A 16,711-nucleotide genomic window follows, 5' to 3' on the forward strand; every position below is an offset into this window, starting at 1 on the left:
TTCGCCTGCGGCCCTCGCCGCGTTCTCGCACCCGGGCGGTCCGGCGTGGTGCCGGAGGCGCCCGGGCGCCGGTCGTGTCCGTCAGCGGGAGCCGGGGGCGTGTGGTGACCGGAGGTCACCACACGCCTGCTCCCGGTTCCACCCTAGGCGGCGGGCTCGTCGTTGTCCGTCGTGCGCGCGATCGCCACGATCGACACGTCCTCGGGCAAGTTCATGAGCTTGACACCCATGGTGGCCCGGTCCTTGTTGTGGCGCACGCCGTTGACCGGCGTCCGGATCACGCCGCCGCCGGAGGTGATGGCGTACAGCTCGTCGCCGAGCCGGACCGCCAGCGCCCCGACCAGGGCCCCCTTGCGCGCCTTCGGGTCGGCGGTGAGCACGCCCTTCCCACCGCGGCCCTGCGGCGGGTAGTTCTCGATGCCGGTCCGCTTGGCGAAGCCGCGCTCGGTGGCGACCAGGACGTCGACGCCCTCCTCCACGACCATCATCGACAGCAGCCGGTCACCGGGCGACAGCGAGATGCCGCGCACGCCCTCGGTGGCCCGCCCCATCGGCCGCAGCGTGGCGTCGTCGGCCTTGAACCGGATCGACATCGCGGAGCGGGTGACCAGGAGCAGGTCCTGCTCGGGGTCGATGAGCGCCGCACCGACCAGCTCGTCGCCCTCGCGCAGGTTGATCGCGATGACGCCGCCGCTGCGCGGGGAGTCGAAGTCCGACAGCCGGGTCTTCTTCACCTGCCCGTTGGCGGTGGCCAGGACCAGGTACGGCGCGACGCCGTAGTCCTTGATCTGCATGACCTGGGCGATCCGCTCGTCGGGCTGGAACGCCAGGAGGTTGGCCACGTGCTGGCCGCGGGCGGTCCGGTTGGCCTCGGGCAGCTCGTAGGCCTTGGCCCGGTAGACCCGGCCCTTGGTGGTGAAGAACAGGATCCAGTCGTGGGTGGAGCCCACGAAGAAGTGGTCGACGATGTCGTCCTGCTTGAGCTGGGCGCCCATCACGCCCTTGCCGCCCCGCCGCTGCGAGCGGTAGAGGTCGCTCTTGGTCCGCTTGGCGTAGCCGGTGCGGGTGATGGTGACGACGACCTCCTCCTCCGCGATGAGGTCCTCCATCGTCACGTCGCCGTCGTTGGCCACGAACTTGCTGCGGCGGTCGTCGCCGTACTTCTCGACGATCTCCTCCAGCTCGGAGCGGACCAGCTGCCGCTGCCGCTCCGGGGAGTCGAGGATCGCCTGCAGGTCGGCGATGCGGGCCTCGATCTCGGCCAGCTCGTCGAGGATCCGCTGCCGCTCCAGCGCCGCCAGCCGGCGCAGCTGCAGGTCGAGGATGGCGGTCGCCTGGACCTCGTCGACGTCGAGCAGCTGCATGAGGCCGGTGCGGGCGGCCTCGGCGGACTCGCTGTTGCGGATGAGCGCGATGACCGCGTCGAGCTGGTCGAGGGCCTTGGCGTAGCCGCGCAGGATGTGCGCGCGCTCCTCGGCCTTGCGCAGCCGGTAGCGGGTGCGCCGGACGATGACCTCGATCTGGTGGTGGACCCAGTTGCGGACCAGCTCGTCCAGACGCAGCGTCCGCGGGACGCCGTCGACGATCGAGAGCATGTTGCAGCCGAACGAGGTCTGCAGCTGCGTGTGCTTGTACAGGTTGTTCAGCACGACCTTGGCCACCGCGTCGCGGCGCAGGGTGATGACCAGCCGGCGGCCGACGCGGTCGCTGGACTCGTCGGCGATCTCGCTGATGCCCTGCAGCCGGCCGTCCTTGACCGCCTCGGCGATCGCCTCGGCCAGGTTGTCCGGGTTGACCTGGTACGGCAGCTCGGTGACGACGAGCTGCACGCGGCCGCGGCTGTCCTCCTCGACCGTGACGACGGCGCGCATCTTCACCGAGCCGCGGCCGGTGCGGTAGGCGTCCTCGATGCCCTCACGCCCGACGATCAGGCCGTGGGTCGGGAAGTCGGGGCCCGGGATCGCCTTCATGCAGGCGTTCAGGGCCTCCTCCGGCTCCGCGTCCGGGTTGTCGAGCATCCAGTAGGCGGCCTCGGCGACCTCGCGCAGGTTGTGCGGCGGCATGTTGGTGGCCATGCCGACGGCGATCCCCGCCGAGCCGTTGATCAGCAGGTTGGGGATCCGCGAGGGCAGGACCAGCGGCTCCTGCGTGCGGCCGTCGTAGTTCGCCTGGAAGTCGACGGTCTCCTCGTCGATGCCGGCCAGCATCTCCATGGCCAGCGGCGTGAGGCGGCACTCGGTGTACCGCATGGCGGCCGGCGGGTCGTTGCCCGGCGAGCCGAAGTTGCCCTGGCCGTCGATGAGCGGGTAGCGCATCGACCACGGCTGGGCGAGCCGCACGAGGGCGTCGTAGATCGCCGAGTCACCGTGCGGGTGGTAGTTGCCCATGACCTCGGCGACCGGCCGGGCGCACTTGACGTAGCCGCGGTCGGGGCGGAAGCCCTGGTCGTACATGGCGAAGAGGACGCGGCGGTGCACCGGCTTGAGGCCGTCGCGCACCTCCGGCAGCGCGCGGCCCACGATGACGCTCATCGCATAGTCGATGTAGCTGCGCTGCATCTCCTGCTGCAGGTCGACCGGCTCGACGCGGTCGCGGGCAGGGGTCTCGGTCACTGGTCAGTTCTCCACGGATCGGTGCACGGTGAGTGGACGCCACTGGTGTCGACGGGTGGCCCCCTCGCAGGGGCCCACTGCGAGCTCGCGAGCAGTGGGGGGCGAGGGGGTCCTTCCTCAGACGTCCAGGAAGCGGACGTCCTTGGCGTTGCGGGTGATGAAGCTGCGGCGGGCCTCGACGTCCTCGCCCATGAGCACGCTGAACAGCTCGTCGGCCGTCGCGGCGTCCTCGAGGGTGACCTGGCCCAGCAGGCGGGTCTCCGGGTTCATCGTGGTCTCCCACAGCTCGCTGGCGTTCATCTCGCCGAGGCCCTTGTACCGCTGGATCATCTCCTCGCGGACCTTGCGGCCCTCCTCCTTGCCGGCGGCGAGCAGGGCGTCGCGCTCCCGGTCGGAGTAGGCGTACTCGTCACCCCACTTGCCGCCCCACTTGATCTTGTACAGCGGCGGCCGGGCCAGGTAGACGTGCCCGGCCTCGACCAGCGGCCGCATGAAGCGGAACAGCAGGGTCAGCAGCAGGGTGCAGATGTGCTGGCCGTCGACGTCGGCGTCGGCCATCAGCACGATCTTGTGGTACCGGAGCTTCGACAGGTCGAACTCGTCGTGGATGCCGGTGCCGAAGGCGGTGATCATCGACTGGACCTCGGTGTTCTTGAGGACCCGGTCGATGCGCGCCTTCTCGACGTTGATGATCTTGCCGCGGATCGGCAGGATCGCCTGGAACATCGAGTCGCGGCCGGACTTGGCCGAGCCGCCGGCCGAGTCGCCCTCGACGATGTAGATCTCGGAGTTGCGCGGGTCGGTCGAGCGGCAGTCGGCGAGCTTGCCCGGGAGCGAGTTGTTGCTCAGCAGGTTCTTGCGGGCGAGCTTGCGGGCGTCCTGCGCGGCGCGGCGGGCGCGGGCGGCCGAGGCGGCCTTGGTGATGATGGTCTTGGCCTCGGTCGGGTTGGCCTCGAACCAGTGCGTGATCTGGTCGTTGCAGACCTTCTGCACGAAGCCCTTGACCTCGGTGTTGCCGAGCTTGGTCTTCGTCTGGCCCTCGAACTGCGGGTCGCCGATCTTGACCGAGACGATCGCGGCCAGACCCTCGCGGATGTCCTCGCCGGTGAGCTTCTCGTCCTTCTCCTTGAGCAGCTTCTTGTCGACGGCGTAGCGGTTGACGATCGAGGTCAGCGCCGCGCGGAAGCCCTCCTCGTGGGTGCCGCCCTCGTGCGTGTTGATGACGTTGGCGAAGGTGTAGACCGACTCGGAGTACGCGTCGGACCACTGCATCGCGACGTCGACCGACATGCGCATGTCGTTCTTGCCGGTGCCCTCGGCGCCGAAGCTGATGACCGAGCGGTGGATCGGCGTCCGCTTGGCGTTGATGTGGCCGACGTAGTCGATGAGGCCGCCCTCGTAGTGGTAGGTGACCTCGGTGGCCTCGAAGGCCTCCTCCTCGGCACCGGGCTGCAGGGCCGCCTCGGCCACCGACACCTCGTCGGCCACGCCGGTCTCGGCCTTGCCCTGGCCGGGCCGCTCGTCGCGCAGGACGATCTTCAGGCCCTTGTTGAGGAAGGCCATCTCCTGCAGCCGGCGGCTGATGGTGTCGAACGAGTAGGTCGTCGTCTCGAAGATGCCGCCGTCGGCCCAGAAGGTGATCTGGGTGCCCTGCTTGGAGGTCGGGCCGACCTCCTCCAGCTTGCCGGGCTTGGCGAACTCGTAGGCCTGGTGCCACTCGCGGCCGTCCCGCCAGATGCGGACGTCGAGCGCGGTGGACAGCGCGTTGACGACGGTGACGCCGACGCCGTGCAGACCGCCGGAGACGCCGTAGCTCTTGCCGTCGAACTTGCCGCCCGCGTGCAGGACGGTCATGACGACCTCGACGGTCGGCCGCTTCTCCACGGGGTGCACGTCCACCGGGATGCCGCGGCCGTTGTCCTCGACGCGGACGCCGCCGTCGGCCAGCAGGGTGACGCGGACGGTGTCGCAGAAGCCGGCCAGCGCCTCGTCCACGGCGTTGTCGACGACCTCCCACACCATGTGGTGGAGGCCGCGCTCACCGGTGGAGCCGATGTACATGCCGGGCCGCTTGCGGACCGCCTCGAGCCCCTCGAGGACGGTGATGGAGCTGCCGGAGTAGGAGTTCTCGGTCTTCGGTCGAGCGACCACGTGGGGCCCTTCTGTCGCGCTCCCGGCATGCGGGCACCTCTCCTCCGAGAGGGGCCCCGGGGGCGCACAGCGCCGCTCAGCCGGATGCTGGGGATTCCTGTCCTCCATGTTACCGGGTCCACCGACAGAAACCGCGCCGCGCGGCCCCTGAGGCCGTCCCTGCGCCACTCGCGGCTCGCGGCGTACCACCGGTGTTGCCCCGGGGGTCGACACGCCCGCCCAGGGGCCGCTGGGCGGGTCGATCGGACGGCACCGTCCGCCGGCGACTCCCAGACTGGTCGACATGCAGCCAGCAGCGCGCCCACTCACCTGCCTGGTCACCGGTGCGACCGGTTACGTCGGCGGCCGGCTCGTCCCGGAACTGCTGGCCGCCGGCCACCGGGTCCGGGTGCTCAGCCGCTCACCGCGCAAGCTGCGCGACCTCCCCTGGCGCGACCGCGTCGAGGTCGCCGAGGGGGACGCCGCCGACCCCGGTGCCGTCCGCCGCGCCTGCGAGGGCGCCGACGTCGCCTACTACCTGATCCACTCGCTGGCGATCGGCCGCGAGTTCGAGGAGCGCGACCGGCACACCGCGCAGGTCATGGCCGACGCGGTGCGGGAGGCCGGCGTCGGGCGGCTGGTGTACCTGGGCGGGCTCGAGCCGCAGGACGAGGAGCTGTCCCCGCACCTGCGCTCGCGCGCGGAGGTGGCCCGCATCCTGCTCGACTCCGGCGTGCCCACCGTCGTGCTGCGGGCCGCGGTCATCCTCGGCTCGGGCTCGGCGTCGTTCGAGATGCTGCGCTACCTCACCGAGCGGCTGCCGGTCATGGTCACGCCCCGCTGGGTGCACAGCCGCATCCAGCCGATCGCCATCCGCGACGTGCTGCGCTACCTGGTCGGCTGCGCCACGCTGCCGCCGGACGTGCACCGCTGCTTCGACATCGGCGGCCCCGACGTCATGGACTACGCGCACATGATGCAGCGGTACGCCGAGGTGGCCGGGCTGCCGCGGCGGCGGATCCTGCCGGTCCCGTTCTTCACGCCGTCGCTGTCGAGCCACTGGGTCGGGGTCATCACCCCGGTGCCGGCGTCCATCGCACGGCCGCTGGTGGAGTCGCTGCGCAACACCGTCGTCGTCACCGAGCACGACGTCGCCCGCTACGTGCCCGACCCGCCGGAGGGGCTGCTGCCCTTCGACGAGGCGGTGCGGCTGGCGATCCAGAAGGTGCGCAACCGCGCGGTCGACACCCGGTGGACCGGGGCCTCGGTGCCCGGTGCGCCGTCGGACCCGTTGCCCACCGACCCGGACTGGGCCGGCGGCAGCCTGTTCCTCGACGAGCGGACGCGGGAGACCGACGCCTCGCCGGAGGCGCTGTGGCGGGTGGTCGAGGGCATCGGCGGGGAGACCGGCTGGTACAGCTTCCCGCTGGCCTGGGAGGTCCGCGGCTGGCTGGACCGGGCGGTCGGTGGGGTGGGCCTGCGGCGCGGCCGGCGCGACCCGTCGGACCTCTACGTCGGGGACGCGCTGGACTGGTGGCGGGTCGAGGAGCTCGACGAGGGGTCGCTGCTGCGGCTGCGCGCGGAGATGCGGGTGCCCGGCCTCGCCTGGCTCGAGTTCCACGTGGAACGTGCCGACGACGGGCGCACCCGGCTGCGGCAGAAGGCGACCTTCCACCCGTTCGGCCTGCTCGGGCAGCTCTACTGGTGGGGCATCTCGCCGTTCCACGGCGTCGTCTTCGGCAGCATGATCCGCAACCTCTGCAAGGCCGCGGAGGCGCAGGACGGCAGGGGCGCGACGGCGGCCTCGCGCGCGGCCTGAGCTGTGCCATCGGTCGGCCTACCGGCCGACACCGCGGCCAGGTGCCGTCCCCCAGCTGCGTCGAGCCCACCCCGGCGCTCGATCGCGGGACCCTCCGGGCCCCACTCCTCCCGCCGCCCCGCCTCGCGCTGCCGGGTGACGTCGGGCACCACCGGGTGAGGGCCGAGACGGAGCCCGGGGACCCGGCGGGTGGTCAGACCAGGAGCTGGGCGGAGGCGAGCTCGCGGTAGAGGGGGCTGGTCTCCACCAGCTCGGCGTGCGTGCCGCGGGCGACGACCCGGCCGCCGTCGAGGACGACGATCTGGTCGCTGTCGAGCACGGTGGACAGCCGGTGGGCGACGACGAGCAGCGCCCGGTCGGCGGCCGCGGCGGCCAGCGTCTCGCGCAGCAGGTTCTCGTTGCGGGCGTCGAGGCTGGCGGTCGGCTCGTCGAGCAGCAGCAGCGCCGGGCGGGCCAGCAGCGAGCGCGCGATCGCCAGCCGCTGGCGCTCGCCGCCGGACAGCAGCACGCCCTCGTCGCCGACCGGCACGTCCAGCCCGCGGGCCGAGCGCTGCACCACGCCGGTCAGGCCGACGTCGGCGAGCACCGCCCACAGCTCGTCGTCCCCGGCGTGCGGTGCGGCCAGCAGCAGGTTCTCCCGCACCGTCCCGGCCAGGACCGGCGCCTCCTGCTCCACGTAGCCCAGCTGCGCGCGCAGCGCCGCCCGCGGCAGCTCGCGGGCGTCGGTGCCGGCCCACCGGATCGCCCCGCCGGTCAGCGGGTAGAAGCCCTCGACCAGCGCGAGCACCGTGGACTTGCCCGCGCCCGACGGCCCGACCAGCGCCACCCGGCTCCCGGCCGGCACGGTGAGCGACACCCCGCGCAGCACCTCCGTGCCGTCGGGATAGGCGAACGAGACGTCGTCGAGCTCGAGCAGCGGGACGCCGGGAGCCGGCGCGCGCGGGGCGGCCGTCGCGCCGCCCACCTCGGCGACGGCGTCCCGCTCGGGCTCGAGGACCAGCACCTCCTGGATGCGGGCCAGCGCGCCGAGCCCGGTCTGCAGCTGGGTCCACGCCGAGACCGCCTGGCCCAGCGGCATGACCAGCAGGAACAGGTAGAGGATGAACGCGACCAGGTCGGCGACGGCGATCGAGCCGGTGGCCACCCGGTACCCGCCGAGCCCCAGGACGGCGAGGAACGCGCCCTGCACGGCGATCGACCCGGCCGGCGCGACCAGCGCCTGCACCCGCGCCACCGAGACCCCCGCCCGGTAGGCCCGCGCCGCGCTCTCCCCCACCGCGTCGACCTCCCGCGCGGTGGCGCCGCTGGCCCGGATGGTGCGCACCGCCGACAACGCCCGCTCGACGGCCGCCGTCATCGCGCCGACCTCCTCCTGCGCCCGGCGCGAGAGCCGGCGCACCCGCCGGCTGGAGCTCACGACCACCGCCATGCCGATCGCGACCGCGGCGAGGGTGACCAGCAGCAGGCAGACGTCGACCAGCGCCATGGCCACCAGCGCGCCGACCCCGACCACCGCGGACCCCGCCACCTCCACGACGCCGGAGGTGACGGTGGCGCGCAGCAGGGTGGTGTCGGCGCCCACCCGGGACATGAGGTCGCCGGTGCGGCGCCGGTCGTACTCGGCGACGGGCAGCCGCAGCAGCCGGTCGGCCACGGTGCGGCGGGTGGTGAGGACGACGCCCTCACCGGTGCGCTGCAGCAGGTACGACTGCCCCGCGTCGAGCACCGCCCCCGCGACCAGGACCAGGACCAGCGCGGCGACGGCGGGCAGCAGCGGCCGGCCGGCGCCGACGGCGGTGATCACGCGGCCGGTCAGCGCGGGCTGGGCCAGTGCCGCGGCCGCGCCGACCAGCGACAGCCCGGCGGCCAGCAGCAGCGGCCGCCGGTGCGGGCGGAGCAGGGGCAGCAGGTCCCGCAGCCCCGCCGTCGGTGCGGCCGCGGGGTCCACGGCAGCCTCGGCGTCGCTCAGGAGACGCCGGCCAGGGCGGAGACCATCGCGCCCAGCAGGCGGGCGTGGTGCTCGATCAGCTCGGGCCGCTGCCCGTCCGGGCGGACGGCGGCGAGGTGGCCGGCGGCCGACCAGAACTCGTCGCCGTCGTCGGAGCCCATCAGCAGCCCGCGCACGGTGTGGTCGCCGACCAGGCGGCGGACCGCCTCGCCGTCCTCGGCGGTGAGCAGCACCCAGCGGGCGTCGAAGGCCTCGTCGCCGCTGGGCACGTGCAGCAGGCCGCCGGTGCGGTGCCGCCAGAACCGGGCCGGGGACAGCCGCAGGCCGGGCAGCGGGAGCAGCACCGGCGCCGCGGTGACCGCCCACTCGGGTACGGTGTACCGCTTGTCGGTGAAGACGACGTCGAAGGCGACCAGCTCGAGGGTCCCGGCGCGCCCGCGCATCACCCCCGCCGGCCGGTGGTCCTTGGTGGCACGGACCGGGGCGGTGGCCACCAGTTCGGCGAGGACGGCGTCCTGGGGCGCGGTCCCGTCGGAGATCTCCCAGCCGTGCTGCAGCGCCCACCCCTGCGCCCCGACGGTGTCGCCCTGGTAGCGGAACACCTGCTCGACGACGCCGGGCGTGCGCTGCCGCGAGGCGGGCGGGGCCCAGGAGACGACCGGCCCGGGGCGGGCCGGCTCCGGCTCCCGGTCACCGTCGCCCGTCCCGCCCTCGCCGAGGTGGGCCGGCTCCTGCCAGCCGTCCCGGTCGCGCGGGTCGTCGTCGCGGGGCCTGTCGTCGTGCGGGCTGCTCATCGGGGCACCGTCCTCATCCGTACGTGTCGCGGGGCCCCCGCCCGCGGACCGACCGCGGGCCCTTCTTCCAGCTGGGGGCCGTCGGACCGACAACGCGCAGCCGGGTCACCACGTCCCCGCCGACCTGGGCGCGCAGCCTGGCGAGGATCGTCGGCGCGAGCAGCCGCAGCTGGGTGGCCCAGGCGGTGGACTCCGCGACGACGAGCAGCTCGCCCTCGGTCAGCGTCTCCGGGCGGCAGTGGGAGGCGATGTCGGGGCCGACCAGCGCCGACCAGCGGCCGAACACCGCGCCGACCCGGGTCTGCTCCGACCAGTCCTGGGTGCTGACGAGCGAGTCGACCAGCCGGGCGAGCGGCTGCGGGTCGTCGTCGCCGGGGCGCGGGCCGGTCCACCGCCGCCGCGGGCCGGCCACCCGGCGGCGGGTGGGCGCCGGGCGGGCCGCCGACGCCGCGCGGGCCGCCTCCAGCGCGGCGCGGGCGATGTCGCTGGGCCGGGCCGGCCGCTCGTCAGCCACCGTGGACCTCCTCGCCGCCGGCGGCCGCCTCGACCAGCGTCGCCGTCCCCTCGCCCACCTCGACCCGGGCGCCGCGGAGCTCGTCGGGCACGTCGTCGAGGACGGCGGCCGTGATGAGCGTCTGCTCGGCCCCGCGGGCGACCTCGGCCAGCGCCGCCCGGCGGCCGGCGTCCAGCGTGGCGAAGACGTCGTCGAGCACCAGGATCGGCTCCTCCCCGTCGGCGCGCAGCAGGCCGAAGCAGCCCAGCTTGAGCGCGAGCGCCAACGACCAGGACTCGCCGTGGCTGGCGAAGCCCTTGGCCGGGGCGGGGCCCAGGTGCAGGACGAGGTCGTCGCGGTGCGGGCCGACCAGCGTCATCCCCCGGTCCACCTCGTCGCGGCGCCGCTCGGCGACCCGCTCGCGCAGCGCCCCCGACAGCTCGGCCGCCGACGGCGTCGCGGTCCCGGGGGGCAGCGGGGCGCCGTCGCCGGCCAGCGGGACGGTGCTCGCGTAGCCCAGGCCCGCGGCCGCGGCGCCCGCGCCGGCCACGGTGGCGTAGGCGCGGGCCACGTGGGGCGCGAGGTCGGCGACCAGGGCCAAGCGGGCGGCCAGCAGCTGCCCGCCGAGCTCGACGAGGTGGGTGTCCCAGACGTCGAGGGTGGCCAGGGCGTCGCCGCGGGCCATCCGGGCGGTCTTGAGCAGGGCGTTGCGCTGCTTGAGCACCCGCTCGTAGTCGCTGCGCACCCCGGCCAGCCGCGGCGTGCGGCTGACCAGCAGGTCGTCGAGGAACCGGCGTCGCTCGGCCGGGTCGCCGCGCACCAGCGCGAGGTCCTCGGGGGCGAACAGCACGCTCTTCACCAGCCCGAGGAGCTCGCGCGGGCGCGGCAGCGCGGCCCGGTTCACCCGGACCCGGTTGGCCCGGCCCGGGTTGACCTCCACCTCGACGAGCAGCTCGCGGTCCTCCCGGCGCAGCGCCGCCCGGACCACGGCCTGCCCCGCGCCGTGGCGCACCAGCGGCGCGTCGGCGGACACCCGGTGGCTGCTCATGGTCGCGAGGTAGCCGACCGCCTCGACGAGGTTGGTCTTGCCCTCGCCGTTGCGGCCGACGAACACCGTCGGGCCGGGCCGCAGCGCCAGGTCGACCTTCTCCCAGCTGCGGAAGTCGACCAGCTGGAGGTGCCGGACGTACACCTCAGCGCACGCCCGCTGGTGAGGTGCTGGAACGGCCCCCCTGCAGGGCCCCGCCGCGAGCCTGCGAGTGGTGGGGGGCAGGGGGGTCCTTCCTCATGCGGGGCGCTCGACCTCCTGCGCCTTGACGGCGTGCACCGCGTGCCCACCGAACTGCTGGCGCAGCGCGGCGACCGCCTTCATCGTGGGCGAGTCGTCCTGCCGCGAGACGAACCGGGCGAACAGCGACGCCGCGATCGTGGGCATGGGGACGGCGTGGTCGATGGCCTCCTGCACCGTCCACCGGCCCTCCCCGGAGTCCTCGGCGTAGCCGCTGATCTTCTCCAGCTGCGGGTCCTCCTGCAGCGCGCGGACCAGCAGGTCCAGCAGCCACGAGCGGATGACGGTGCCCTGGGTCCAGCTGGCGACGACGCCCGGCACGTCCTCGATCAGGTCGACGGCGGCCAGCAGCTCGTAGCCCTCGCCGTAGGCCTGCATCAGCGCGTACTCGATGCCGTTGTGGACCATCTTCGCGTAGTGGCCCGCCCCCACCGGGCCGGCGTGCACGAAGCCCGCGCCCGGGATCTCCTCCCCCGACGCGTCGGTCGGCGACGGCGGCTTCAGCGCGTCGAACACCGGCTGCACCTTGGCGACGTCGTCCTTCGACCCGCCGACCATCAGCGCGTAGCCGTTCTCCAGGCCCCAGACGCCGCCGGAGACGCCGACGTCGACGTAGCCGACGCCCTTCTCGCCGAGCATCTCGGCGTGCACCTTGTCGTCGGTGAACCGGGAGTTCCCGCCGTCGACGACGACGTCGCCCGGCTCGAGCAGCTCACCGAGCTGGCGCACCGTCTCCCGGGTCGGCTCGCCGGCCGGGACCATCACCCACACCACGCGCGGCGCCGACAGCGCGCCGACGAGCGCCTCGAGGCTGTCGACGTCGCGCTTGTCCGGGTGGTGGTCGAAGCCGACCACCTCGTGACCGGCGCGGCGCAGCCGCTCGGCCATGTTGCCGCCCATCTTGCCCAACCCGATCAGCCCCAGCTGCACGGCTCAGTCCTTCCCTCGCGGTCGTCATGGCACGGGCGCACGCGACGGTGCGGGTGCCCGCGGTGTGCGGTGCCCTCCCCGGCTGCCCGGGACACCTCGTCCGCCGACGTCAGCCCGGCAGACGCACCGGCATGATCAGGTAGCGGTAGCTGCCGGGACGCTCCACCGGGCGCTCGCCGCCGTCCTCGTCGTCGGTCGCCGGGTCCTCGACGCCGGAGAGCACCGCGGGCTTGAGCGGGCTGGTGAAGTCCATCCGCGCCCGGCCGGTGTGCACCGCGGCCAGCCCGTCGAGCAGGAACGTCGGGTTGAAGCCGATGGTCAGCGGGTCGCCCTCGAACTCGACGTCGCAGCGCTCCTCGGCCTGGCCCTCGTCGTCGCTGCCGCCGGCGCGCAGCGTGACCTGGCCCGGGGTGAACTCGCAGCGCAGCGGGGTGCCGCGCTCGGCGACCAGCGCGACGCGCTTGGCGGCGTCGGTGAACTGCACGACCGGCAGCGTGGCGTGCGCGGCGGACTCGCTCGGCATGATCGCGCGGTACTTGACGAACTCGGCGTCCAGCAGCCGGGTCGTGGTCTGCCGGTCCTTGCCCGACAGGCCCAGGATGCCCTCGCCCGACCCGCTGGAGGACAGCGAGATCACGATCTCGGGGCCGCTGGTCAGCGTCCGGGCGGCGTCGGCGAGCGTGCGCGCCGGGACCAGCACCGCGGCCGAGGTGCCCGGGGTCTCCGGGCGCCAGGCGAACTCGCGCACGGCCAGCCGGTAGCGGTCGGTGGCGGCGAGGGTCACCCGGTCGTCGTCGATCTCCAGCCGGACGCCGGTGAGCATGGGCAGCGTGTCGTCGCGGCCGGCGGCGACGGCGACCTGGCCGACCGCCTCGGCGAACACGTCGCTGTCGACCACGCCGGCCGACGACGGCATCGCCGGCAGCGACGGGTAGTCCTCGACCGGCAGCGTGGGCAGGCTGAACCGCGCGTTGCCGCAGGTGATCGCCAGCCGCGGGCCCTCGGCGCGGACGTCGACCGGCTGCGGCGGCAGCGCGCGGGTGATCTCGGCGAGCAGCCGGCCGGGCACCAGCACGCGGCCGCTCTCCCCCGCCTGCACGTCGACCTCCGCGCGCGCGGAGACCTCGTAGTCGAAGCCGGAGACCGACAGCTGGCTGCCGTCGACCTCGAGCAGGATGCCGGCGAGGACCGGCACCGACGGCCGCGGCGGGAGGCTGCGTGCCGTCCACGCGACGGCATCCGCGAGCACCTCGCGTGTCACCCGGAACTCCATGACCGACCCACCCCAGCTCTGCACGGCCCACTGCTGTCGTCTGCGCACCCCGGTCCCCGGCGTCCGTGCGGACCGGGAACGGGGCTCGGTGTCTGTTGCGTCGTTCATCGTGCCCGTCGGGGTGTGGATGGGGGAACCCGGGACCCGATCAGGTGGCCGGCCCTGCTCCCTGCTGCTGTTCCGCTGCGGCCCCGGAGCCCCTCCGGGCCGCAGCGTCCCCACCCCTACTGGGGTTCGAGAAAACCTCGATCTATCTCCCTCATCTCCGTCATCACCGGTGTGGAAGCTGGGGATCGAGGCCCTTCTCGCAGGTCAGCGCCATTGTCGACATGTTGGCTCGCTGTGGGGAACTCACGTGTCGTTGTTGTCGACACGTGGACATCTCGACGGCGGTGCACAGGCACCGCCGTCTCTCCACGCCCCGTCCCCGCTGCACCCACGTCCTGTCCCCAGTCCGTGCCCAGGCCCCCGGCGGCCGCGCCGGCCGGCGACGGTCAGAGGTGGGGACGACGGGCCGCCGGCGGCGTGAACGCGCAGCTCACCACGGCGGAACGTCGCTGGATGCACACACTGGGGAACCACCTGGGGACGACACCCGGTGCCACGGCTCCCCGGGCGGTCCGGTCACGCCGGGATCACGATCTCCCCAGGGTGTGCACATCCCTGGGGACAACTCGTCGGGATGTCGACACCACGGGAGCCGGTGACCGCCCGGCAGCCGCGGGACGACGGGCGACGACCGGTCCCCGCCGGTGTCCCCCGGTTGTGGACAGCCGGCCCGGCGTCTCCACCGTCCGGGCGGAGGACGGCCGCCGAGGGGCCGCCCGGCGGGCCGCCGGGGCTACTGGCGGGCGCGGCTCTTGATGCGGGCGGTCAGCTCGGTGACCTGGGTGTAGGTCGCCCGGCGCTCGCTCATCAGGTTGGTGATCTTCTTGACCGCGTGCATGACCGTGGTGTGGTCCTTGCCGCCGAAGGACGCCCCGATCCGCGGCAGGGACAGCTCGGTGAGCTCCCGGCACAGGTACATGGCGATCTGGCGGGCGTTGACCAGCGTGCGGCTGCGGTTGGAGCCCTGCAGTTCCTCCATCGTCACGGAGAAGTACTCCGCGGTCGCGGCCATGATGATCGCCGCGGTGATCTGCGGGCCCTGCTCGTCGCTGATGAGGTCCTTGAGCACCAGCTCGGCCAGCGGCAGGTCCACCTGCTGCTTGTTGAGGCTGGCGAACGCGGTGACGCGGATGAGCGCGCCCTCGAGCTCGCGGATGTTGGTCTGCACCTTGCTGGCGATGAACTCCAGCACCGGGTCGGGCACCTGCAGCCGCTCGCCGTAGGCCTTCTTCCGCAGGATCGCGATGCGGGTCTCCAGGTCCGGCGCCTGGACGTCGGTGATGAGGCCCCACTCGAAGCGGGTCCGCAGCCGGTCCTCGAGCGTCGTCAGCTTCTTCGGCGCCCGGTCGGAGGTGATGACGATCTGCTTGCTCGCGTTGTGGAGCGTGTTGAAGGTGTGGAAGAACTCCTCCTGCGTCCGCTCGGCGCGCTCCAGGAACTGGATGTCGTCGATGAGCAGGAAGTCGATGTCCCGGTAGCGGCGGCGGAAGTCCTCGGCCCGGCCGGAGTGCACCAGGTTGATGAACTCGTTGGTGAACTCCTCGGTGCTGACGTAGCGCACCCGCACGTTGGGGAACATCCGCGCCGCGTAGTGCCCGATGGCGTGCAGCAGGTGCGTCTTGCCCAGCCCGGAGTCGCCGTAGACGAACAGCGGGTTGTAGGCCCGGGCCGGCGCCTCGGCGACGGCGACCGCCGCGGCGTGGGCGAACCGGTTGCTGTTGCCGATGACGAAGCTGTCGAAGACGTACTTGGGGTTCAGCCCCGGGTCCAGGCCGGCCGGCGGACGGCGGTCACCGAACAGCGGCACCGCGGTGCCGGAGGTGCGGCCGGGGGACCCGCCGCGCTGGGGCGCGGGCTCGTCGGCGCCGTCGGGCGCGGCGTCGCCGAGGTCGAAGGGCAGCACCTCGGCGCCCTCCCCGACGCGCGGGCCGCGGCGGCGGCCGGTGCGCCCGCGGCTCGCGGGGCTCCAGTCCGAGCCGCCCCACTCCCCCACGCCGTCACCGGGCGGCGCCGGCGCGTCGGCGGGGGACGACGCCTCGCGGCGCGCGGTGTCCCGGCGGGCCGCGTCGGGACGGCCGGCGTCGTAGGGCTCGAAGGGGCCGGCCTCGTACGGGGCCGGGTCGTAGGACGCCGGGTCGAACGGCGAGGGCTCGTAGGGGCCCGGCTCGAACGGCGAGGGCTCGAAGCCGCCGCGGTCGAGCGGACGCGCGTCGCTGCGCACCCCGAAGGCGCTGCGGCCGTCGTCGGCCCGCTCGCGGTCCTCGTCGGTGGGGCCGGTGTCGACCGGGGTCCACGGCCGGCGGGTCGGCTGCTCCTCGGGCGCCGGTGCCGAGGCGGGGGCGTCCTCGAGCTGGATGGCGACGCCGATGTCCCGGCCGAGCTGCTCGGACAGCGCCTCGGCCAGCACCCGGCGCATCCGCGACTCGAGCACGGTCTGGGTGAACTCGTTGGGCGCGGCGAGCACGGCGGTGCCGCCGACCAGGCCGACCGGCCGGGTCAGGTTGAGCATCGCGTTCTGCTGCCGGGTCAGGCTGGTGGCCAGCCGCTCGCGGACCGAGTCCCAGACCTCCGCCAGGTCCACCGCGGCATCGGCCATGACCGTGTCCTCCCCTTGCAGTTCGTCCCCGCTGTCCGACCTCCGGCGTCCCCGGGAGCCGGCGTCCCCGGTGCCGCGGCTGCCCGGGAAGTGGACATCCGGGACACCCGGGTTCCACACGAGTGTCCACAGGCTGTGCACGACCGGCGACAAGGCGCCGTGTCGACCTGTGGACGTCAGGTCGCAGCGGCGTCGTCGCTGGTCGGGAGGGAGGTCGTGATACGGCTCGAGACGGACTGCGGTCAGGTCGACCGGGTGGTCGGCCCCCGTGCCGGGCGGTCTGCCCGGACCGGAGCGACGGCGACGCTAACAGCCCCGTCCACAGCCCGGCAACGACGTCCGGGAACGCCTGGGACGGCCGGTGCGCGTGTCGTTCGGCGTGTCGTCCCCGGGCGGTCGGCGTGCCGACACCGACCGTCCGCCCGGAGGGTGCAGCCTGGCGGGTCGCCGTCCGGCGGGGGTCGCGTGACCGGGACCGCGGGAACGGCGTCCTCGGGCGCCGCCGTCCTCGGTTATGCTGGTCGGAGTCTGTGGACCGGCACCGGTGCGCGGACGCGGTCGTCCGCCGGTCCCCGGCGCCGGCCGTGTCCCGGGCCGCCGGGACCGGGGCCCACAGCGCCAGCCTCGCGGGGTCCCGCGGAGTGGCCCCGCCGCCTCTCCCGGAGCCCCGCCGCGCGCCTGCCCACCGGCCGGCCGCACCACCGATGTCCTGCCGTAGGA

At 74.0% G+C, this 16,711-nt stretch carries 10 protein-coding genes; 1 reads left to right on the top strand and 9 read right to left on the bottom strand.

Going from position 1 to position 16,711, the window contains the following annotated elements; genetic code table 11:
* Positions 1-143: 143 nt before the first annotated feature.
* Both gyrA and gyrB read right to left on the bottom strand, forming a co-directional pair.
* Entirely contained in the window at positions 144-2,612 is a 2,469-nt protein-coding gene (gyrA, locus tag ACI796_RS06600; RefSeq protein WP_456940434.1) for a DNA gyrase subunit A, read from the bottom strand.
* 117 nt (positions 2,613-2,729) lie between these two features.
* Positions 2,730-4,763, bottom strand: coding sequence for a DNA topoisomerase (ATP-hydrolyzing) subunit B (gene gyrB, locus ACI796_RS06605; RefSeq protein WP_456940435.1), 2,034 nt, complete (start codon positions 4,761-4,763; stop codon positions 2,730-2,732).
* Between the two features lie 283 nt (positions 4,764-5,046).
* Here gyrB and ACI796_RS06610 point away from each other — a divergent pair, with 283 nt between their 5' ends.
* Positions 5,047-6,561, top strand: coding sequence for an SDR family oxidoreductase (locus tag ACI796_RS06610; RefSeq protein WP_456940436.1), 1,515 nt, complete (start codon positions 5,047-5,049; stop codon positions 6,559-6,561).
* Between the two features lie 193 nt (positions 6,562-6,754).
* On the opposite strand, the gene ACI796_RS06615 is transcribed toward ACI796_RS06610, so the two are convergent.
* The 7 genes from ACI796_RS06615 to dnaA form a co-directional block, all read right to left on the bottom strand.
* Positions 6,755-8,509, bottom strand: coding sequence for an ABC transporter ATP-binding protein (locus ACI796_RS06615; protein ID WP_456940437.1), 1,755 nt, complete (start codon positions 8,507-8,509; stop codon positions 6,755-6,757).
* Positions 8,510-8,526: 17 nt separating this feature from the next.
* Complete coding sequence (locus ACI796_RS06620; protein WP_456940438.1) at positions 8,527-9,303, bottom strand: hypothetical protein; 777 nt, start codon at positions 9,301-9,303, stop codon at positions 8,527-8,529.
* A gap of 13 nt (positions 9,304-9,316) precedes the next feature.
* Complete coding sequence (locus ACI796_RS06625) at positions 9,317-9,817, bottom strand: DUF721 domain-containing protein (protein WP_456940439.1); 501 nt, start codon at positions 9,815-9,817, stop codon at positions 9,317-9,319.
* A complete protein-coding gene (gene recF, locus ACI796_RS06630) occupies positions 9,810-10,988 on the bottom strand; it encodes a DNA replication/repair protein RecF (RefSeq protein ID WP_456940440.1) in 1,179 nt (392 codons plus the stop codon). Before recF ends, ACI796_RS06625 begins: the two co-directional genes overlap by 8 nt.
* A gap of 93 nt (positions 10,989-11,081) precedes the next feature.
* On the bottom strand, positions 11,082-12,014 hold the full coding sequence (gnd, locus tag ACI796_RS06635; RefSeq protein ID WP_456940441.1) for a phosphogluconate dehydrogenase (NAD(+)-dependent, decarboxylating): 933 nt from the start codon (positions 12,012-12,014) through the stop codon (positions 11,082-11,084).
* A gap of 109 nt (positions 12,015-12,123) precedes the next feature.
* The gene (gene dnaN, locus ACI796_RS06640; protein ID WP_456940442.1) at positions 12,124-13,311 is read right to left on the bottom strand and encodes a DNA polymerase III subunit beta; all 1,188 of its coding nucleotides are present in this window, start codon (positions 13,309-13,311) and stop codon (positions 12,124-12,126) included.
* An 817-nt stretch (positions 13,312-14,128) separates the two neighbouring features.
* Positions 14,129-15,991, bottom strand: coding sequence for a chromosomal replication initiator protein DnaA (gene dnaA, locus ACI796_RS06645; protein ID WP_456940443.1), 1,863 nt, complete (start codon positions 15,989-15,991; stop codon positions 14,129-14,131).
* Between the last annotated feature and the right edge of the window lie 720 nt (positions 15,992-16,711).

Source organism: Geodermatophilus sp. SYSU D00525 (genome assembly GCF_054050475.1).